17 protein-coding genes are annotated in these 19,967 nt (G+C 67.8%); 13 read left to right on the top strand and 4 right to left on the bottom strand.

Annotated features, from left to right (window positions below; all coding sequences use genetic code 11):
* The first annotated feature begins 40 nt into the window (after positions 1-40).
* The 3 genes from CEW88_RS01070 (at position 41) to CEW88_RS01060 (ending at position 3,239) form a co-directional block, all read left to right on the top strand.
* Positions 41-931: a LysR substrate-binding domain-containing protein gene (locus CEW88_RS01070; RefSeq protein ID WP_108964298.1), complete on the top strand. Its 891-nt coding sequence runs from the start codon at positions 41-43 to the stop codon at positions 929-931.
* A gap of 134 nt (positions 932-1,065) precedes the next feature.
* Complete coding sequence (locus tag CEW88_RS01065; protein ID WP_108964297.1) at positions 1,066-2,313, top strand: diaminopropionate ammonia-lyase; 1,248 nt, start codon at positions 1,066-1,068, stop codon at positions 2,311-2,313.
* Positions 2,310-3,239 carry an N-carbamoyl-D-amino-acid hydrolase gene (locus tag CEW88_RS01060; protein ID WP_108964296.1) on the top strand — a complete coding sequence of 310 codons (930 nt, stop codon included), beginning with the start codon at positions 2,310-2,312 and terminating at the stop codon, positions 3,237-3,239. Before CEW88_RS01065 ends, CEW88_RS01060 begins: the two co-directional genes overlap by 4 nt.
* Before the next feature lie 145 nt (positions 3,240-3,384).
* Here CEW88_RS01060 and CEW88_RS01055 read toward each other — a convergent pair whose 3' ends face one another.
* The gene (locus CEW88_RS01055; RefSeq protein WP_095883109.1) at positions 3,385-3,678 is read right to left on the bottom strand and encodes a YggT family protein; all 294 of its coding nucleotides are present in this window, start codon (positions 3,676-3,678) and stop codon (positions 3,385-3,387) included.
* Positions 3,679-3,808: 130 nt separating this feature from the next.
* On the opposite strand from CEW88_RS01055, the gene CEW88_RS01050 reads away from it, so the two are divergent.
* The 8 genes from CEW88_RS01050 (at position 3,809) to yaaA (ending at position 12,240) form a co-directional block, all read left to right on the top strand.
* Positions 3,809-4,393: an acyl-CoA thioesterase gene (locus CEW88_RS01050; protein ID WP_108964295.1), complete on the top strand. Its 585-nt coding sequence runs from the start codon at positions 3,809-3,811 to the stop codon at positions 4,391-4,393.
* 93 nt (positions 4,394-4,486) lie between these two features.
* Positions 4,487-5,836 carry an MFS transporter gene (locus tag CEW88_RS01045; RefSeq protein ID WP_108964294.1) on the top strand — a complete coding sequence of 450 codons (1,350 nt, stop codon included), beginning with the start codon at positions 4,487-4,489 and terminating at the stop codon, positions 5,834-5,836.
* Complete coding sequence (gene mepA, locus CEW88_RS01040; protein ID WP_108964293.1) at positions 5,833-6,771, top strand: penicillin-insensitive murein endopeptidase; 939 nt, start codon at positions 5,833-5,835, stop codon at positions 6,769-6,771. Before CEW88_RS01045 ends, mepA begins: the two co-directional genes overlap by 4 nt.
* Positions 6,744-7,694: an esterase-like activity of phytase family protein gene (locus tag CEW88_RS01035; protein ID WP_108964292.1), complete on the top strand. Its 951-nt coding sequence runs from the start codon at positions 6,744-6,746 to the stop codon at positions 7,692-7,694. The genes mepA and CEW88_RS01035 overlap by 28 nt, the downstream gene beginning before the upstream one ends.
* A gap of 65 nt (positions 7,695-7,759) precedes the next feature.
* On the top strand, positions 7,760-8,401 hold the full coding sequence (locus tag CEW88_RS01030; RefSeq protein ID WP_108964291.1) for a queuosine precursor transporter: 642 nt from the start codon (positions 7,760-7,762) through the stop codon (positions 8,399-8,401).
* A gap of 353 nt (positions 8,402-8,754) precedes the next feature.
* Complete coding sequence (arfB, locus tag CEW88_RS01025) at positions 8,755-9,174, top strand: alternative ribosome rescue aminoacyl-tRNA hydrolase ArfB (protein ID WP_108964290.1); 420 nt, start codon at positions 8,755-8,757, stop codon at positions 9,172-9,174.
* Positions 9,175-9,363: 189 nt separating this feature from the next.
* Positions 9,364-11,421 (top strand): DNA helicase RecQ, encoded by a 2,058-nt coding sequence (gene recQ / locus CEW88_RS01020; RefSeq protein WP_108964289.1) that lies wholly within the window; start codon positions 9,364-9,366, stop codon positions 11,419-11,421.
* Positions 11,422-11,463: 42 nt separating this feature from the next.
* Positions 11,464-12,240 (top strand): peroxide stress protein YaaA, encoded by a 777-nt coding sequence (gene yaaA, locus CEW88_RS01015; protein WP_108964288.1) that lies wholly within the window; start codon positions 11,464-11,466, stop codon positions 12,238-12,240.
* On the opposite strand, the gene CEW88_RS01010 is transcribed toward yaaA, so the two are convergent.
* The gene (locus CEW88_RS01010; protein ID WP_108964287.1) at positions 12,222-14,399 is read right to left on the bottom strand and encodes a hybrid sensor histidine kinase/response regulator; all 2,178 of its coding nucleotides are present in this window, start codon (positions 14,397-14,399) and stop codon (positions 12,222-12,224) included. The genes yaaA and CEW88_RS01010 overlap by 19 nt on opposite strands.
* Positions 14,400-14,635: 236 nt before the next feature.
* Here CEW88_RS01010 and CEW88_RS01005 point away from each other — a divergent pair, with 236 nt between their 5' ends.
* Positions 14,636-15,190, top strand: coding sequence for a putative glycolipid-binding domain-containing protein (locus tag CEW88_RS01005; RefSeq protein WP_108964286.1), 555 nt, complete (start codon positions 14,636-14,638; stop codon positions 15,188-15,190).
* A 103-nt stretch (positions 15,191-15,293) separates the two neighbouring features.
* Here the strand turns inward: CEW88_RS01005 and CEW88_RS01000 are convergent, their stop codons facing one another.
* Together CEW88_RS01000 and CEW88_RS00995 are read right to left on the bottom strand one after the other, a co-directional pair.
* The gene (locus CEW88_RS01000) at positions 15,294-16,484 is read right to left on the bottom strand and encodes an acetyl-CoA C-acyltransferase family protein (protein ID WP_108964285.1); all 1,191 of its coding nucleotides are present in this window, start codon (positions 16,482-16,484) and stop codon (positions 15,294-15,296) included.
* A 64-nt stretch (positions 16,485-16,548) separates the two neighbouring features.
* Positions 16,549-17,931, bottom strand: a complete 1,383-nt coding sequence (locus tag CEW88_RS00995) for a mechanosensitive ion channel family protein (RefSeq protein ID WP_108964284.1) — start codon at positions 17,929-17,931, stop codon at positions 16,549-16,551.
* 514 nt (positions 17,932-18,445) lie between these two features.
* On the opposite strand from CEW88_RS00995, the gene leuC reads away from it, so the two are divergent.
* Positions 18,446-19,867, top strand: a complete 1,422-nt coding sequence (gene leuC, locus CEW88_RS00990) for a 3-isopropylmalate dehydratase large subunit (RefSeq protein WP_108964283.1) — start codon at positions 18,446-18,448, stop codon at positions 19,865-19,867.
* Positions 19,868-19,967 lie beyond the last annotated feature (100 nt).

Here is a 19,967-nt window from a genome sequence, read left to right as displayed (position 1 = left end):
ATGAACAAAACTCATAACCTGCGCATGCAAGGAGGTCTCGATGCGCAAACCCTACATGCCCAGCGTCGGCGAGCTGGAAGCCTTTGTCGCCTGCGCCCGGCGCGGCACCACCACCATGGCCGCCGAGAGCCTGAACCTGACCCAAAGCGCCATCTCGCGGTCCCTCGCCGCTCTGGAGGACCGGCTCGGCGTCGCCCTGTTCCTGCGCGTGAGGCAAAGGCTGGTGCTTTCCCCGGCGGGTCAGGCCTTTCTCTTACAGGCCGAGAAGGTGCTGAGCGAGCTCGACGGCGCCGCCATGGGGGTCATGGCCTTTGGCGGGCAATCCACCGTGCTGCGTCTTGCCGTACTGCCGAGCTTTGCCCGCACCTGGCTGATCCCGCGCCTTTCCAGCTTTGCCCGCGAAGCCCCCGGCATCACGCTCGACCTCAGCGCGCGATTGCAGCCAGTGGAGTTCGCCCGCGACCCCTTCGACCTCGCGCTTATGCGCAGCCAGCATGAAACCCCCGGCACCAGCGCCGAGACCGTCGTCCGCGAGGAAATGGTGGTGGTCGCGGCCCCCGCGCTTCTCGCAGGCCGCACGGAACTCTCGGACGCCGAACTGCTCGAACTGCCGCTCTTGCAGCAATCCACCCGCCCGACGCTCTGGCTCGACTGGTTCCGCGGCAGCGACACCGACGCCCGGCGCATCCTGCGCGGCGCCCGCTTCGACCATTTCGACATGATCCTCGATGCGGCGACCGCCGGGCTTGGCGTCGGCATCGTGCCCGAGATCATCGCCCGCCCCGCGCTTTCCAGCGGCCAGCTTGCCCTTGCCGCCCCGCGCCGCTTCGACACCGGCGAGAGCTACGCGCTGATCCTGCCAGAGCGCAGCGCCGGCAGCGCCGAAGTCCGGGCTTTCAGGAACTGGTTGCTGCGCGAAATCTCGGCGTGAGGCGCGGCGAGGCGCGGCAAAGAGCAACCGCCGCTTGAGCTGCGGTGCCATTCGGCACAGGCTCGCCGGGCGGCTCCGGGCGTTCCCGCGGGCCGTGCCCCTTCTTCAGCAAGGCAGACCACCAGAAAGACAGCATGGCCCAGGAACTCACCCGCAACGCAGACACAGACGAGGCCTTCACGCTTGTCCTCAACGCGCAGGCCGTCCCCGGCTCGCTGTGGACCGAAGGCCAGAACGCCATCCTCAGCGACGCTGGCTTCGCCCACGCCGCGAACACCATCCGCGCCTGGCCCGGCTATGCCGAGACGCCCCTCGTCACGCTGCCGGCACTGGCGGCGGAGATCGGCGTCGCGACTCTGCACTACAAGGACGAGAGCCCCCGCTTCGGCCTCGGCAGCTTCAAGGCGCTCGGCGGCGCCTACGCAGTGGCGCGGCTGCTGCAGAAGGAGCTCTCGACCCTGCTCGGCCGCGCGGTGACCATGGAGGAGATCATCGCCCGCGCGATCCCCGAGGCCGCGCGGATCACCGTCTGCTGCGCCACCGACGGCAACCATGGCCGCTCGGTCGCCTGGGGCGCGCAGAGCTTTGGCTGTGGCTGCGTGATCTTCATCCATGCAACCGTCTCCGAGGGTCGCAAGGCCGCCATCGAATCCTTCGGCGCCGAGGTCCGCCGCACTCCGGGCAACTACGACGACTCCGTGCGCGAGGCCCAGGAGGTGGCGAGCGAGGAAGGATGGTTCGTGGTCTCCGACACCTCTTATCCGGGCTACATGGACGTGCCGCGCGACGTGATGCAAGGCTACGAGCTCATGGCCGCCGAGGCGTTCGACGCCCTGCCCGCGCCGCCCAGCCACGTCTTCGTGCAGACAGGGGTCGGCGGCATGGCCGCGGCGGTCACCGCCCAGGCTGTGCGCCGCTACGGCGCGGACCGCCCGAAGATCGTGCTCTGCGATCCCGACCGGGCCGCCTGTTTCCTCGCGTCCTACCGCAGCGGCGCGCGCACTGCGGTGCACGGCGATCTGGACACGCTCATGGCCGGGCTTGCCTGCGGCGAGGTCTCGGCCCTCGCCTGGGAGATCCTGCAGGATCACGGCGATGCGGTGATCGTGCTCACCGATGCCGCCGCCATCGACGCCATGCGCCGCCTCGCCTTCCCCGAGGGGGGTGATCCGGCGCTGGTCGCGGGCGAGTCGGCCGTCGCCGGCGTCGCCGGGCTCCGCCTCGCCATGACCGACCCCGAGGCCCGAGCTTTGCTGGGTCTCGACGAAGCCTCCCGCATTCTCACCTTCGGCACCGAGGGGGACACCGATCCCGAGCTCTACGCCGAGCTCGTCGGCGCCCCGGCCGCACAGATCCGCGCCCAGCAAAGGACCACGCCATGAGCCGCAAGTTCACCGTTGCCGCCGCCCAGCTCGGCCCCATCGCCCGGGACGAGCCGCGCAGCTCGGCCGTCGCCCGGCTCTGCGCGATGATGCGCGCGGCCAAGGCGCGGGGCGCCAGCCTCGTGGTCTTTCCCGAGCTTGCGCTCACCACCTTCTTTCCGCGCTGGTACATCGAGTCCGGAGCCGAACTAGACCAGTGGTTCGAGACCGAGATGCCGAGTGCCGCCACCGCACCACTCTTTGCGCTAGCCCGCGAATTGCAGATCGCCTTCCATCTCGGCTACGCCGAGCTGACCCCGGAGGGACGCCGCTTCAACACGGCCATCCTCGTTTCGCCCGGGGGTGAAATCCTGGGGAAGTATCGCAAGATCCACCTCCCCGGCCACCGGGAGAACGAGCCCTGGCGCCCCTTCCAGCACCTTGAAAAGCGGTACTTCGAAAAGGGCGACCTCGGCTGGCCGACCTTCGACATGCTTGGTGGCAAGCTTGGGATGTGCATCTGCAACGACCGCCGCTGGCCCGAGACCTGGCGCGTTCTGGGTCTCGGCGGCGCCGAGCTGGTCTGCCTGGGCTACAACACCCCGATCCATTTCGCTCCGGCACCCGAGCATGACCATCTGCAGTATTTCCACAACGAGCTGTCGGCCCAGGCGGGCTGCTACCAGAACGGCACCTGGGGCGTTGCGGTGGCCAAGGCGGGGCTCGAGGAAGGCTCGGTGCTGATCGGCGGCAGCCTCATCGTTGCCCCCACCGGCGAGATTGTCGCCAGGGCCACGACCTCGGGCGACGAGGTGATCACGGCAGAGGTGGACCTCGACCGCTGCGCCGAGATCCGCGCCAATGTCTTCAACTTCGAAGAGCACCGCGAACCGCAGGACTACCTGCCGATCACCGCGCCCAAACCAGACCGCCGCGCGGCGGAATAGCGCGGCTCCGAAGGGGCGTTTTAGAAATGAGAAGACGCGGAAGGCGCGCGCGCCCCCGCGTCTTCAAGGTCCAAGTATTCCGAAGGAGAGGCGCCCGGCGCCTCGGGGGCGGAGCCCCCGTGGTCTTCGCCTGCGCGAGCGAGGCTCAGTAGCCGTAGAAGAACCCGGCGTTGTTCGCGAGGATGATGCGGATCGCGTAGATCCCGATCAGCGTCACCAGCGGCGCGAGGTCGAGCCCGCCCATCGGCGGCAGCACCCGGCGGATGGTGGAGTAGATCGGCTCGAGCAGCCGGTTCAGCCCGTCCCAGATCTGCGCGACCAGCGGCTGGCGCAGGTTCAGCACCTGGAAGTTGATGAGCCAGCTCATGATCACGTGCGCGATGATGATGAACCAGATCACGTCGAGGATCAGCATCAGGATCTGGAACAGCGATTGCATACGGGTGCGCCCTTTGTGAGTAAAACCGACCCCAGACCTAGGCAGCCTGGGCGCAAAGCTCAAGAGTGCCGCGAGGTCGTGGTTGACGCTGGCGTCACCCTGCGACCCCTTTGCCCCGAAAGGAGCGCCCATGTACCCGTTTCTGCGCCTCGCCAAGCAACAGTTCCTTGTTCGGAACGCCCCGCCGCTCGCCACCGGAGAGACCAGCGTGACCCGCCATATCTGCTGGCCCTGGGATCTCGACATGTTCGCCGAGCTCAACAATGGCCGGGTCCTGACGCTCTATGACCTCGGCCGGATGCCCATCGCGAAGCGCAGCGGCCTTCTGGCGCTGCTGAAGCGCGAGCGCTGGGGGTTTGCCGTCGCCGGCGCGACGGTGCGCTATCGCCGGCGGGTCAAGCTCTTTGACCGCATCGAAATGCGCAGCCGGGTGATCGGCTGGGACCCGCGGTTCATCTACATCGAGCAGGGCATGTGGAAGCGCAACGGCGAGTGCGCCAGCCACGCGGTATTTCGCACTGCAGTGACCTCGGGCGCCGGGATGATCGCGCCCGAGCGCGTGATGGGGCTTCTGGGCCTCGAGACCGCCTCGCCGCCGCTGCCGCTCTGGGTCGCCTCCTGGATCGAGGCAGAGGACCATCGCCCCTGGCCGCCGATGCAGGAGGCGGTGCCCGCGCCGCTGCCGCTGGCCGCCACCGGGGAAGACGCCGCCTGAGCCCGGCCGCGCCGGGAGTGCCTTGCCTTGCGCGCCCGCCGCCTGTTCTATCGCCGTGAGGGCAATGACAGCGCAGATCGGGGCGAAACGGGCATGACGACGGACGGGACAGCGCAAAAGGCGCTCCGCAGGCGTATCTGGGGATGGTTCTTCTTCGACTGGGCCAGCCAGCCTTACAACACGCTGCTGATCACCTTCATCTTTGCCCCCTACGTGAAGGAGCTGATGGGCGACGGCAGCGCGGCCCAGGCAGCCTGGGGTTTCGGCATCGGCGCGGCGGGCCTCGTCATCGCCCTGCTCGCGCCGCTGCTCGGGGCAGTGGCCGACAGCGGCGGCCACCGGCTGCGCTGGATCTGGCTGTTCTCGGCACTCTACATGGTCGGTTCCGGGATGCTCTGGTTCGCCGCACCAAGCGATTTCAACCTCAGCGTCACGCTGTTTTTCTTCGCGCTCGGCCTGGTGGGCATGGAATTCGCCACGATCTTCACCAACGCCATGCTGCCGGACCTCGGCCCGCGCGACGAGATCGGCCGGATCTCGGGCAACGGCTGGGCCTTCGGCTACCTCGGCGGGCTGATCGCACTGGCGTTGATGCTGGCGCTCTTCGCCGAGAGCGCCGCCACCGGCAAGACCTTACTCGGGATCGACCCGGTCTTCGGCCTCGACGCCGCCCAGCGCGAGGGCACCCGCGCTGTCGGCCCGCTCACCGCGCTGTGGTACGCGGTCTTCATGATCCCCTTCTTCCTCTGGGTGAAGGAGCCCAAAACCATCCCCGGGAAAGGGGCCGTGCGTCGGGGTTTGGCGCAACTCAAGGACACGCTGTCACGGCTGCCTCGCCGCCCCTCGCTTTTCGCCTATCTCGCCTCGTCGATGTTCTACCGCGACGCGCTCAACGGCATGTATGCCTTTGGCGGCATCTACGCCGCGGGGGTGCTGGGCTGGTCGGTGGTCGACACCGGGGTCTTCGGCATCCTTGCGATCATTTCCGGCGCGCTCTTCGCCTGGCTCGGCGGTAAGGCCGACACCAAGCTTGGACCAAAACCGGTGATCACCGGGATGATCGTCCTGCTGACGCTGGTGGCCATCGCCATCGTGCTGGTCGATCGGGACCGCGTCTTCGGCCTGCCCGTCGCCGACGGCTCGAAGCTGCCCGACCTCGCCTTCTACCTTTTCGGCGTGCTGATCGGTGCCGGTGGCGGCGTGCTGCAATCGGCCTCGCGCAGCATGATGGTGCGGCAGGCGGATCCGGCGCGCATGACCGAGGCCTTCGGGCTCTACGCGCTCTCGGGCAAGGCCACCTCCTTCCTCGCGCCTCTGCTCATCGGAACGGTCACCGCGTTGAGCGGATCGCAGAGGATCGGCGTCACGCCGCTGATCGTCCTTTTCGTTCTGGGTCTGTGTCTGTTACGCTGGGTTAAACCAGACGGAGATCGAGCAGAATGATCCGCACCCTGACCCGCCTCACCCTGGCCTCCACGCTTGCCCTGGCCTTGGCCTCGTGCAGCGATGACAGACCCGCCCCGCGTGCAACCAGCACCGACCAATTGCCCAAGGTCACCGGCGTCATCTCATCAAAGAGCGCCAAGCAGCTCTTTGGCGCCCAGGACGTGTCCGCACGGCTTGCCCCGGCTGCCTACGGCTCCTATTCCAAGGGCTGCGTCGCCGGTGCCCAGCAGCTGCCCGAGACCGGGCCCACCTGGCAGGCCATGCGCCTGTCGCGCAACCGCAACTGGGGACACCCCGAGCTGATCGATTTCGTCGAGGACCTGTCGCGCAAGGCCGCGCAGCTCCCCGGCTGGAACGGGCTCTATGTCGGCGACATGAGCCAGCCGCGCGGCGGGCCGATGACCTCGGGCCACGCCAGCCACCAGATGGGCCTCGACGCCGATATCTGGATGCGCCCCACCGACAGCCTGCAACTGACCCGCCAGCAGCGCGAGGATCTGTCGTCGATCTCCATGCAGCGCGCCTCGGGCGCCTATGTGAACGACAAGTGGACGCCGCAGCACCACGCGCTGCTGAAAGCCGCGGCGCAGGATCCGCGGGTCGCGCGGATCTTCGTCTTCCCCGGCGCCAAGGTGCAGATGTGCAAGGACGAGACGGGCGACCGCGCCTGGCTGCGCAAGATCCGCCCCTGGTACGGGCATCACTATCATTTCCACGTGCGCCTGAACTGCCCGCGCGGCGACGCCAGCTGCGTCGAGCAGACCCCGCCCCCCGCGGGCGACGGCTGCGCTGACGCGCAGGCCTGGGTGAACAACATTCTCAACCCCCCGAAACCCGATCCCAACGCGCCGAAGGTGACCCCCAAGCCCAAGCGCGACCTGGTGATGGGAGACCTGCCGGCCCAATGCGCCTCTGTCCTCGCAGCGCGCTGAGCGCTGCGCGCATCGCGGCGCTCACAAGCATCCTGGCGGTCTCGGCCTGCGCCGAGACGCCAGAGACCGCGCCCGGGGCGCGCTATGTCGGCGCCCACACCTGGCACAATTCCCATGACCGCTTCGGCGGTTTCTCGGGGCTCGAGGTCAGCGATGACGGCCGGCAGTTCACCGCGATCAGCGACCGCGGCAGCATCGTCATGGGACGCTTCGAGCGCGCCGGAGGCCTGGCAGACGGCGCGATCACCGGGCTTGCGGCGACACCGGTGGAGAAGCTGCTCGACGAGACCGGCACGCGCATGCACCCCGATATAGACGATGCCGAGGGGCTGGCCATCGGGGCGGACGGGCGCCTCTACGTCTCCTTCGAAGGCCCGCCGAGGGTCCACGCCTCCGAGCGCTACGACCGCCCGGCGACCGTGCTCCCGAAGGGGCCGTTCTACCGGCAGCTGCAGATGAACTCGGGCATGGAGGCGCTGGCCATCGACGCGCAGGGCCGGCTGCTGACCCTGCCCGAGCGCTCCGGCCAGCTCACCCGCCCCTTCCCGGTCTGGCGGCTCGAGGAGGGCGCCTGGAGCCATGTCTTCGACCTGCCACGCCGTGGCGGCTTTCTCGCCGTGGGGGCCGACATCGGGCCGGACGGGCGCTTCTACCTGCTCGAGCGCGAGTTCACCGGCTATGCCTTCCGCAGCCGGGTACGCCGCTTCGACATCGCGGGCGACGAGGTACGCAACGAGCAAACCCTCTTCGAGAGCGCCCCGCTGCAGTTCGACAACCTCGAGGGTATCGCGGTCTGGAGCCCGGCGCCGGGGCGGATCCGACTGACGATGATCTCGGACGACAACTTCAAGTTCTTCCAGAAGACGCAGTTCGTCGAATACGACCTGCCGGAATCTCTTGATCGCGCGGACCTGAGCCAGTAAAGACCCGTCCGTCCGCCGGGCTGGCGGGCCGAGTTCCCCGCCACCTTGTAAAACGGGTCACCCTCATGACACGCTCCTACCTTCCCGGCATCCTTGCCATGGCCGCCACCGTGCTGGCCTCGAACATCCTCGTGCAGATCCTCTTCGGCCAATGGCTGACCTGGGGCGCCTTCACCTATCCCGTCGCCTTTCTTGTCACCGACCTGATGAACCGCCTCTACGGCGTCAGGGCCGCGCGCAAGGTGGTGCTGGCGGGCTTTGTCACCGGGGTGATCTGTTCGCTGATCGGCACGCAGGTGATGCTGCAGGGCGACGGCTACAGCTATCCTGCCGTGACGCTGCGCGTTGCCATCGGATCGGGCGCCGCCTTCCTCGTGGCGCAGCTGGTGGACGTGAGCATCTTCGACAAGCTGCGGGGCGGTGCCTGGTGGCGCGCGCCGCTGGCGTCGACCCTGGTCGGCAGCTCGCTCGACACGGCCATCTTCTTCTCGGTGGCCTTCGCCGGATCGCTGAGCTTCCTCGAGCCGGGCAACGACGTGTCCTGGGCCAACGAGGCGCTGCCGCTGCTCGGCGCTGGCCCCGTTGTCCCGCTCTGGGTCTCGCTGGGGCTCGCCGACTGGATGGTGAAACTGTCGCTGGCGATCCTCGCCCTCGTGCCCTTCCGGATGATCGTTTCGAAGGCACTTTCTTCCAGGGCAATTGCCTGAGTCTGTAAAAACGCTTTGCGGATGCGCGTTTCCGTGGCACGCTGAACTTGCGTTTTCAAACAGCTGAAAGGAGGTGATCCAGTGTCTAGAGTCACATTGGAGAAAGGTGTCGGAACAGTTCGGAGGGCAGTGCGCTAGGGCAATCCCTGGCGTGAAGGAACCCGAATTGGCGCGACCTAACCGGCCCGCCTCCTTGACGTCTCGAATGGGTCACGCGACAGGCCGCGTGGCCCATTTCCATCCAGAAACGACCTTTCACAAACGGCCCGCGCCCCTCCGGCGCGGGCCGTTTGTGCCTCAGGCGACGAAGCTACCGGCTTGCGCGGCCCCGGCGCCGCGCTAATGTCCGCCACATGTTGCGCATCACCGACACCATACACATCGAGGACTGGGAACTGACCGAGCAGTTCATCCGGTCCTCCGGCCCCGGCGGGCAAAACGTCAACAAGGTCTCCACTGCCGTCGAGCTGCGCTTCGAGGCTGAGCGCTCGCCGAACCTGCCCGCCCCGGTGAAAGCCCGGCTGAAACGTCTCTCCGGGCGACGCTGGACGAAGGAGGGCGCGCTGGTGCTGCAGGTCGAGGACACGCGAAGCCAGGCCCGCAACCGCGAGATCGCCCGCGAACGCCTCGCCGAGCTGATCCGCAAGGCGCTGGAAAAGCCGCGCCGCCGCATTGCCACCAAACCAACGCTCGGGTCCAAGAACCGCAGGATCAAGGCCAAGAAGGAACGCGGCGAGGTCAAGGCGATGCGCGGCAAGGTCGATCCGGACTGAGGCCTGGCAAGGGGGCACGGCCGCTGGAACAAAGGCAAGACGGCGCCCGGTGTCTTCTCTCTCCAAATACGCAAACCCGCCGCCCATCACGGCGAACCACGCTGCGGAAGCGGCGCAGGGCCTTGTTCACCGAATCTTAGTGTGAGAGTCTGCGTTGTAGAGCAGTCACACATAATCAGGCCCCAGCCCATGCCACGCGACACCGCGCCCGCCGAGGCGCTGCTGAAGGATATTTTCGGCTATGACGCCTTCCGCCCGGGACAGGGCGAGATCGTCGGGGCCGTGGCGGCGGGGCACAACGTTCTGGCCATCATGCCCACTGGGGGCGGCAAATCGCTCTGCTACCAGCTGCCGGCGCTGCTGCGCGGCGGGCTGACGGTGGTGATCTCGCCGCTGATCGCGCTGATGCGCGACCAGGTGCGCGGGCTGCGCGAGGCCGGGGTGGCCGCCGGGGCACTGACCTCCGGCAACACCCAGGACGAAACCGATGCCGTCTGGCAAGGGCTCGAGGACGGCTCGCTGCGGCTGCTGTACCTCGCGCCGGAACGGCTCGCCTCCACCGGCACGCAGCGAATGCTGGCGCAGGCGGGCGTCGGGCTCATTGCGGTCGATGAGGCGCATTGCGTCAGCCAATGGGGGCATGACTTCCGCCCCGACTATCTGCGTATCGGCGAGCTGCGCCGGGCGCTGAACGTGCCCATCGCCGCCTTCACCGCCACCGCCGACCAGGAGACCCAGGCCGAGATCGTCACGCGCCTGTTCGATGGCCAGCAGCCCGAAACCTTTCTGCGCGGCTTCGACCGGCCCAACATCCACCTCGCCTTTGCCCCCAAGGACAGCCCGCGCGCGCAGATCCTGCGCTTCGCCGCCGCCCGCCGCGGCCGCTCGGGGATCGTCTATTGCGGCACCCGCGCCAAGACCGAAGCGCTGTCGAAAGCGCTTGGTGACGAGGGGCACCCGACCTGCTTCTACCACGGCGGCATGGAGGCCGAGGCCCGCCGCGCCGTCGAGGAGCGCTTCGCCACCGAGGACGGGCTGATCGTCTGCGCCACGGTCGCCTTCGGCATGGGGGTCGACAAGCCTGACATCCGCTGGGTTGCCCACGCCGACCTGCCGAAAAGCATCGAGGCCTATTACCAGGAGATCGGCCGCGCCGGGCGCGACGGCGCGCCTGCCGAGACGCTCACCCTTTACGGCGCCGACGACATCCGCCTTCGCCGCGCCCAGATCGACGAAGGCATGGCGCCGCCCGAGCGCCGGACGGCCGACCACGGAAGGCTCAACGCGCTGCTGGGGCTGGCCGAGGCGCTGGGATGCCGCCGCCAGGCCCTGCTGCGCTACTTCGGAGAAGAGTCCGCGCCCTGCGGCAACTGCGATCTCTGCGACAGCCCACCCGAGGTCTTCGACGGAACCGAGGCGGTGCGCAAGGCGCTTTCCGCCGCGCTGCGCACCGGCGAGAACTTCGGCGCGGGCCACCTGATCGACATTCTTCTGGGCAATGAGACCGACAAGGTGCGCCAGCGCGGCCACGATGGCTTGCCGACCTTCGGAGTGGGCAAGGACCTCAAGAAGGGGCAATGGCAGGCCGTCTTTCGGCAGATGATGGGGCGCGATCTGGTGCGCCCCGATCCCGAGCGCCACGGCGCGCTGGTGATGACCGAGGCCGCCCGCCCGATCCTGCGCGGCGAGCAGAGCATCGAGCTGCGCCGCGACGTGATCGACAAGGCCGCCGAGCGCCGCCCGCAGGTCAAGACGCTGGTGTCGGAGGAAGACGCGCCGCTGATGTCGGCGCTGAAAGCCAAGCGCCGCGCGCTGGCCGAGGCGGCCTCGCTGCCGGCCTACATGATCTTCCCCGACCGCACGCTGATCGAGATGGCCGAGCGGCGCCCCGAAACGCTCGACCAGATGGGCGCGATCAGCGGTGTCGGCGCCAAGAAGCTGGAGCGCTACGGCGCCGAGTTCCTCTCGGTGATCACCGGCGGCGTGCCAGAGGAAACCCACCCGCTGCGGATGCGCGCCGCGGCGCGCGGCGCCGGCGATCTCTACGACCGTCTGATGAGCGCCCAGGCCGAGCTGGTGCGCGGGATCGACGGCACCGAAAAACCTCTCTCCTGCTCCGCCTCGCTGCTCGCCAAGATCGCCGGGCTGCGCGATCCCGCACCCGAGGATCTGGAGCGGATCCTCGGCGACCGGCGGTTCGAGCGTTTTGGCGCGGCCTTTATGGACCTTCTCGCCGAAGCTGGTTAGACCCATTCCAAGTTCTGGATCTGTTCAAGGAGTGACCGCGCAATGCTCGTGGTGATTTCGCCCGCGAAGAAGCTGGATTGGGCCCCCCGTGAGACCGAGATGACGGAGCCGGATTTCGGTGCGGATGCGCTGCGCCTGGTGGAGACCGCCCGGGGCCTGACGCATGCTGAGTTGAAGAAACTGATGCACCTGTCCGACAAGCTCGCCGAGCTCAACCATGAGCGCTTCCGCGACTATGCCGAAGAGCCCGAGATCGAGGCGCTGCGCCCCGCCGCGCTGGCCTTTGCCGGCGACACCTACCAGGGGCTCGACGCCAGCTCGCTCGATCCCGAAGAGATGGATTACGCGCAGGACCACTTGCGGATCCTCTCGGGCCTCTACGGCGTGCTGCGTCCGCGCGACGCGATCCAGCCTTACCGGCTGGAGATGGGCTCGCGGCTGAAAACCAGCCGCGGCAAGTCGCTCTACGATTACTGGGGAGACCAGCTGTCGAAAGCGCTGAACGCGCAGGGCGAGAGTACCGGCGCCGAGGTTCTGGTGAACTGCGCCAGCCAGGAGTATTTCGGCGCGGTCGATCCCAAGGCGCTGAAACTGCGGGTCATCACGCCGCAGTTTCTCGAGGACAAGGACGGCGCCCCCAAGGTGGTGAGCTTCTACGCCAAGCGCGCCCGCGGCGCGATGGCGCGCTACATCGTCACCCGCCGGATCACCGACCCCGAGGGGCTGCGCGATTTCGACCTTGGCGGCTATGCCTATGACGAGGACCGCTCGACCGAGGACCAACCGGTGTTCATCCGCCCCTATTCCAACGCCGCCTGATCCGCCGGCAGCTCTGGCTCCGCGTCCGGTACGGCCCGCGAGGTCGCACTCGACGCCCCCCAACGCGCGATCAGCCGGGCCAGCTCGGCCTTGCGCAACGGCTTGGTGAGATAGTCGTCGAGCCCCGCCGCGAGCAGCGCCTCGCGATCGCCGCTCATCGCATGGGCGGTGACCGCGATGATCGGCACCCGGGGCCCGTCTCCCTCCAGCGCGCGGATGCGCTGCGTCGCCTCCTTGCCGTCCATCCCGGGCATCGAGATGTCCATGAACACCAGGTCCGGTCGCCGCCACTCGAAGGCCCTCACGGCCTCGGCGCCGTCGCATGCGAAGCGCAGCGCGAGATCACACCCCAGCGCCTCGGCCATCTTGCGAAATACAAGCTGGTTGGTGCGGTTGTCCTCGGCCAAGAGCACGTCGAGCCCCGGCGGAGCGGTCGGAGACACCGCGGTCTCCGGCACCTCGGGCCCCGCAGTGCCCCCGGCGACCGGCAGTGGCAGATTCAGCCCGAAGACCGCCCCGGTGCCCGGTTCCGAGGAGACCTGCAGCGTACCGCCCATCATCCCCACAAGCCGCCGGGTGATGGCGAGCCCGAGCCCCGTGCCCTCGAAACTGCGGTTGCGCGCATCCTCGACCTGGTTGAACTCGCCGAAGATGTGCTCGAGCTTGTCCGGGGCGATGCCGATGCCTGTGTCCTCGACACGAATGTCGAGCTGCGCAACGCCCCCCTCGAGCGTCCCCGAGACTAAGATCGCCACATGCCCCTCGGCGGTGAACTTCACTGCATTGCCGACGAGGTTGGTAAGGATCTGCCGGATCCGCCCGGCATCGCCGATGAAACGCCGCGGCAGCTCCGGCGGATAGTCCACCCGCAGAGCGACGCCCTTCTCCTGCGCGGCGGGCATCAGCAACCGCGCCACTTCGTCGATGGCGTGGCCAAGGTCGAAGGGCTCGGCGGCAATCACCATGCGCGCGGCCTCGATCTTGGAATAGTCGAGGATGTCGTTGATGATCAGCAAGAGCGCCTCCCCCGAGCTGCGGATGGTCTCGGCATAGAGCCGCTGCTCGGCGTCGAGCGTGCCTTCCATCAGCAGCTCGGCCATGCCGACGACGCCGTTCATCGGCGTGCGGATCTCGTGGCTCATGTTGGCGAGGAAGGTGGATTTCGCGTGGCTGGCGATCTCGGCCCGGCGCCGGGCCTCCTCGAGCTCCTGCTGGATGCGCTTGGCCTCGGTGATGTCGATGCGCAGGCCGACCCGCCCGCCGTCCGACAGCGGCCGCTCATAGACCCGCAGCCAGCGCCCGTCCCCGAGCTGCTGCTCGAGCTCGCGCCCGGTGCTGCGATGCGCCGCGATCCGTTCGGCCAGCCACTCCTCCTCGCGGCCCGCCGCCTCGCGGTACTGGCCGTGCTCGAGCCCGTAGCGCAGGATGTCCTCGAAGCTTGCGCCGGGGTGAATTGCCGGGGAGCTCAGCCGGTAGATGGCGCGGTAGGTCTCATTGCACATCAGCAAACGGTCGTCGGCGTCGTAGATGACGAAGCCGTCCGGCAGCTCCTCGAGCGCCGACCACATGCGCATCAGCTCGGTGATGTCGAAGCTGAGCGTCACCACCCCGCCGTCGGGCAGGTGCCGGTCCTGCAGCTGCAGGAACTGACCGGTATAGATGCGGATGGTTTCGGTGGGGATCGGGTCCGCGTCCCAGCGGGCGGCCATGCGGGCGCGCCAGTCGTCGCCATGCTCGCCCTGCAGATCGACGATCCCCTCCTCGACCATCATGTCGAGCACATGCGCATAGCCCGCGCCGGGGCGGATCGTGTCGAGCCCGTCGAAGAGCGCCAGCCAGGCGGGGTTCGCAATCTCCATCCGCCGCTCGGCGTTGAAGCTGGCCAGCCCGTCGCGCATACAGGCCAGCGCGGTCCAGAGCTGGCCCTCGACCATCTCGATCTTCTGGTGCGCCGCGCCGAGCTGGGTCTTCACCCTCAGGTTCTCGTCGCGCACGGTGGCGACCTCGGCCCGGGTCTCGGTGATCTCATGGCTGAGCTGGCGCGCGTGGGAATTCAGTTTGCGGTTGGCGGCAAAAAGTTCCGCCTGCTTCAGCTCCAGCAGCCGTTCCGCCGCCAGCCGCGCGCGCCGTTCCTCGGCCAGCCGTGCCGCGACATCCATGCTCCAGGCCCCATGCTCCAAGCCCTCTGCGCCCCGGACAGAATGGGCGCGGCAAGGTGAAGATCGTCTTAAGAAAAACGATGCAAAACGCCCGCTTGCCTTTACGTATGGGCAGGGGCACCATGGTAAAGCCGACTTTGAGAGGAGTTGGACATGCCCCATTTCATCCAGGGTGCCCTCGGTCGCGCCGACGCCCGTCGCGCAACCAGCCCCGCCACCTGCCTCGGTGCAGCCGCATGAGCGAGACGCTGGCCACCATCCACTGGCGCGCCCTAGACCGCGACGGCGAGGACAAATGCCGCCTCGCCCGGCACGAAGATGGCTACATGCTGGTCGGCCACGCGCGCTTCCGCGATGGCACTGGCTGGGCTGCGCTCGACTATGTGGTGCGGTGCGGGCCGGACTGGCTGACGCGCAGCGCCGATGTCACCGGGACTGTCGGCGGCCAGGAAGTGCGCACGCAGCTCACCCGGCAGAACGGCGCCTGGCTGCTAAATGGCGACGTGCAGCCGGAGCTCGCCGACTGCACGGACGTGGATTTCGCTTTCACACCGGCGACCAACCTGATGCCGCTGCGCCGACTGCCCGAGGTCGGACGGCTGAGCGTGTGCGCCGCCTGGCTGCGCCTACCCGGCCCGAGGCTCGACCCGCTCGACCAGAGCTACATTCGCGAGCGCGGCGGGCTGGTCGGCTACGAATCTCCGCAGACCGGGCACAGCACGCAGATCACCGTCGACCCGCAGGGCTTTCCGACGCTTTATCCGGGCCTGTGGCAACGCGTCGATCTTTGAGCGCCACCCCTCTTTCTTCCAGGTCCAATTTCTTCCAAATCCAAGTATCCCGGGGGGTCCGCGTAGCGGACGGGGGTCAGCGCCCCCTTTGCCCCCCGGTGTCTCAGACCCGCTCGATCGCCAGCGCGATGCCCTGACCGCCGCCGATGCACATGGTGATAAGCGCCTTGCGGCCGCCGATGCGCTCGAGCTCGTAAAGCGCCTTGACCGTGAGGATCGCGCCCGTGGCACCGATCGGATGGCCGAGCGCGATGGCGCCGCCGTTGGGGTTCACCTTCGCCGGGTCGAGCCCGAGCCCCTTGTTGACCGCCAGCGCCTGCGCGGCAAAGGCCTCGTTGCTCTCGATCACGTCGAAGTCCGAGAGCGACAGGCCGGTGCGCGCCAGCAGGTTTTCCACCGCCGGGACCGGGCCGATCCCCATAACCTCGGGGCGCACCCCGGCGTGGGCATAGCCCAGCACCCGCGCCTTGGGTGTCAGCCCTGCCGTCGCGGCGGCCCCGCCGCGCGCCAGCACCAGCGCCGCCGCGCCATCGTTCAGCCCCGAGGCATTGCCCGCAGTGACCGAGCCCTCCCGGTCAAAGGCAGGGCGCAGGCCCGAGAGCTTCTCCAACGAGGTCGCCTTGGGGTGCTCATCGGTGTCGAAGACCACGGTCTCGCGGCGTGAGGCAATCTCCACGGGCACGATCTGCTCCTTGAAGTGGCCCGCCTCGATGGCCTTGGCCGCCCGCTGCTGGCTCTCCAGCGCGAAGGCGTCCTGCGCCTCGCGCGAGATGTCGTTCTCCTTGGCCACGTTCTCGGCGGTGATGCCCATATGGCCGGTGCCGAAGGGGCAGTTGAGCGCGCCGAGCATCATGTCGACGGTGCGGATGTCGCCCATCTTCTGGCCCCAGCGCTGGTCGGGGATGATATAGGGTGCGCGGCTCATGCTCTCGGCGCCGCCGACCAGCGCGAACTCAGCGTCGCCCAGCATCAGCGCCTGCACGCCCGAGACAACGGCCTGCGCGCCCGAGCCGCAGAGCCGGTTGACGTTCATCGCCGGCGTGGTGTCGGGAATGCCCGCCTGCATCGCCGCGACCCGCGACAGGTACATGTCGCGTGGTTCGGTGTTGAGCACATGTCCGAAGACCACATGGCCGATCTGGCCGCCCTCGACGCCAGCCCGCTCCAGCGCCGCCTTGGCCGCCGTGGTGCCAAGCTCGATCGGCGGCACGGATTTCAGCGCTCCGCCGAAAGTGCCGATGGCGGTGCGCGCCCCGCCAAGGATGACGATGTCGTCAGAAAATTCGAAGGACATGACGGCTCTCCCTTTCCGCTGCGTCTGCAAGTCGCGCGGACCATGCCGCAGCGCGGCAGGGCTGTCAGCCGGGACGTTCCGTCACCTCGTCATCGGGTGCCTCCGCACGCGCGGGCCCCGGGTCCGCGCCCAGCATCCGCACCTCGCGCTGCGGGAAGGGAATCGAGATGCCGTTCTGCTTGAACGCATCCCAGAGTGCCAGGAACACGTTGCCCCGGATGTTGGTCAGCCCCTGCGACGGATCGATGATCCAGAACCGCAGGATGTAATCGACCGAGCTGTCACCGAAGCCGATGATGTGGCACACCGGCGGTCGGTTGGTCAGCACCCGGTCCACGCTTTCCGCCGCCTCGATCGCGACCTTGCGCACCAGGTGTGGATCGTCGCCGTAGGCGGTGCCGAAATGGATGTCCACGCGCACCAACTCGTTGGAATGCGACCAGTTGACCACCTGCCCGGTGATCATGTCCTCGTTGGGGATGAGGTATTCCTTGCCGTCGCGCGTTGTGATCGACACGTAGCGCGCGCCCAGCGCATTGATCCAGCCGAAGGTCTCGCCGATCGAGATCACGTCACCCGGCTTGATCGACTTGTCGAGCAGGATGATGATCCCCGACACGAGGTTCGAGACCACCTTCTGCAAGCCGAACCCAAGGCCGACACCGATGGCCCCCGAGAGCACCGCCAGCCCGGTCAAGTCGACACCGGCCAGCTTCAGCGCAAAGAAGAAGGCCGCCCCGTAAAGCGCCACCTGCAGGAATTTCACCGCCAGCACCTGCATCGAGGGGCTGATCCCCTCGTTGCGCCGGATGCTCGCCGCCCCCGCCGTTGTCAGGAAGCGCGCCAGCGAAACCAGCGCGACGAGGATCACCACCGCCTGCAGGATCAGCCAAAGCGAGAGCTTGGAGTCCCCGAAGCTGATCGCCGCGCTCTCCAGCAGCGCCTGCGCCTCGTCGGTCAACCCGAGGATCCAGATCGTCACGTAGCCCCAGGCGCCGTAGCGGATCAGCGAGCGCAGCGCCGGGTTGCCGATGAGGCGCGTGATCAGCGCGATCACCAGCCAGGCGCTGGACAGCTGGGCGATGATTTCCAGAAGATAGGTGCGCGACGGCCAGGTGATCTGCTGCATCACGCTGATCACGAGCCAAAGGAGCGAGACGAAGATGATCATCCGCAGCCGCCGGTGCAGAACGACCAGCAGCCGGATGCGCCATTTCGGCCAGCCCTCGCGGGCCCGCATCCACTCGTAGATCCTAGGCCCGATCAGCGCCCGCAACAGATGCGCTAGCAGGAAAAGCCCCAGCGCAATCCCGACCTGATAGAACATCCAGGGCCGCAGCACGATTGCGAGGAAGGTGTCGATCTGCCCCAGCAGCGTCAGCCCGGTCTGCTGAACCGCCTCGAAGGGCGTCAGATCGGTCTGCGGCAGGTCGGTTTCCGGGTTCATGCGCTCGCGGGTCTCCTCACCTGGGCAGGGTGGCACCACGATCGTTTAGGCTCAAGGGCCTGACGGCCCTTGGCCAAGAGCACCTGCGCTGCACCCGCTGCCCGTCTCAGCGCTTCGGCAGATGCAGGGTGATCTCCTGCGACTCCGCCTGCGGCAGGCTCCAAAGCAGCCCCCACAGAAGCGTGGCAATCAGGATCAGGTGCATGGCATTCATCAAGGACATCGTCTCTCCTCCAATGCGGTAACAAAACTACGCGCCGCCGCCGCGAAAGTTCCAATCGTTGCAGCCACGCGCGCGACGGGTTGATCGGCGCGCGGCAAAGGAGTATTCCGGCCGCATGACTCGGCTTCTTGACCTCGGCGACCGCGTGCGACTGCGCGAACGGTTCCACGGCGCAACCTTCACGGTTCTGGCGCGCCTATAAGGCTGTCTTAAGCCCGCCCCGGCGCGGGGGCTTCCGACCTGCGCCAAGCCCAAGCCAAATTCCAAGACATATACCCCGAGAGGACCCCCATGTCCGGCAAGACGCTCTACGACAAGATCTGGGATGCCCACGTCGTCCAGCAGGACGCAGATGGCACCTGCCTGCTCTACATCGACCGCCACCTCGTGCACGAGGTCACCTCGCCCCAGGCCTTCGAGGGCCTGCGCATGTCCGGCCGCAAGGTTCGCGCCCCCGAGCGCACCATCGCCGTGCCCGACCACAACGTGCCCACGACGCTCGATCGTGAAAGCGGCATCGAGAACGAGGAGAGCCGCATCCAGGTCGAGGCGCTCGACAAGAACGCCCGCGACTTCGGCGTGAACTACTACCCGGTCAGCGACGTCCGCCAAGGCATCGTGCACATCGTCGGCCCCGAGCAGGGCTGGACGCTTCCGGGCATGACCGTGGTCTGCGGCGACTCGCACACCGCCACCCACGGCGCTTTCGGCGCGCTGGCCCATGGTATCGGCACCTCCGAGGTCGAGCACGTGCTCGCCACCCAGACGCTGATCCAGTCCAAGTCGAAAAACATGAAGGTCGAGATCACCGGCCAGCTCCGCCCGGGCGTCACCGCCAAGGACATCACGCTTTCGGTCATCGGCCACACCGGCACCGGTGGCGGTACCGGCTACGTCATCGAGTATTGCGGCGAGGCGATCCGGTCGCTCTCGATGGAAGGCCGGATGACCGTGTGCAACATGGCCATCGAGGGCGGCGCCCGCGCCGGTCTGATCGCGCCCGACGAGACCACCTTCGAATATGTGAAGGGCCGCCCGCACGCGCCGAAGGGCGCGCAGTTCGAGGCCGCGCTGACCTGGTGGAAGACGCTCTACTCCGATGACGACGCGCATTGGGACAAGGTCGTGACCATCAAGGGCGAAGACATCGCCCCTGTCGTCACCTGGGGCACCTCGCCCGAGGACGTGCTGCCGATCACCGACCTGGTGCCCGCCCCCGAGAGCTTCACCGGCGGCAAGGTCGAGGCGGCCAAGCGCGCGCTCAGCTACATGGGTCTCGAGGCCGGGCAGAAGCTGACCGACATCAAGATCGACACGGTCTTCATCGGCTCCTGCACCAATGGCCGGATCGAGGACCTGCGCGCCGCAGCCGAGATCCTCAAGGGCAAGAAGGTCAAGGACGGCATGCGCGCCATGGTTGTGCCGGGGTCGGGCCTCGTCCGCGCCCAGGCCGAGGAAGAGGGCCTTGCGCAGATCTTCATCGACGCTGGCTTCGAGTGGCGGCTTGCCGGCTGCTCCATGTGCCTTGCGATGAACCCCGACCAGCTCGCCCCGGGCGAGCGCTGCGCGGCCACTTCGAACCGCAACTTCGAGGGCCGTCAGGGCAAGGGCGGGCGCACCCACCTGATGTCCCCGGCCATGGCGGCGGCGGCGGCAATCACCGGCCACCTGACCGACGTGCGCGACCTCATGGCCGCACCGGCCGAGGCGTAAGCGATCCCGGGGTCCCCTCGGGGACCCCTTCCCCAATTCCGGCGGGGTCGGCCGGGCCAGATGCACTAGCGCACGGACCGTGCATCAGCTGTGCATCCCA

Origin of the sequence: Alloyangia pacifica (genome assembly GCF_003111685.1) — a bacterium.
GTDB classification, from domain to species: domain Bacteria; phylum Pseudomonadota; class Alphaproteobacteria; order Rhodobacterales; family Rhodobacteraceae; genus Salipiger; species Salipiger pacificus_A.
The sequence above is the reverse complement of the archived record's forward strand: the minus strand, read 5'-3'. Positions and strand labels throughout refer to the sequence as shown.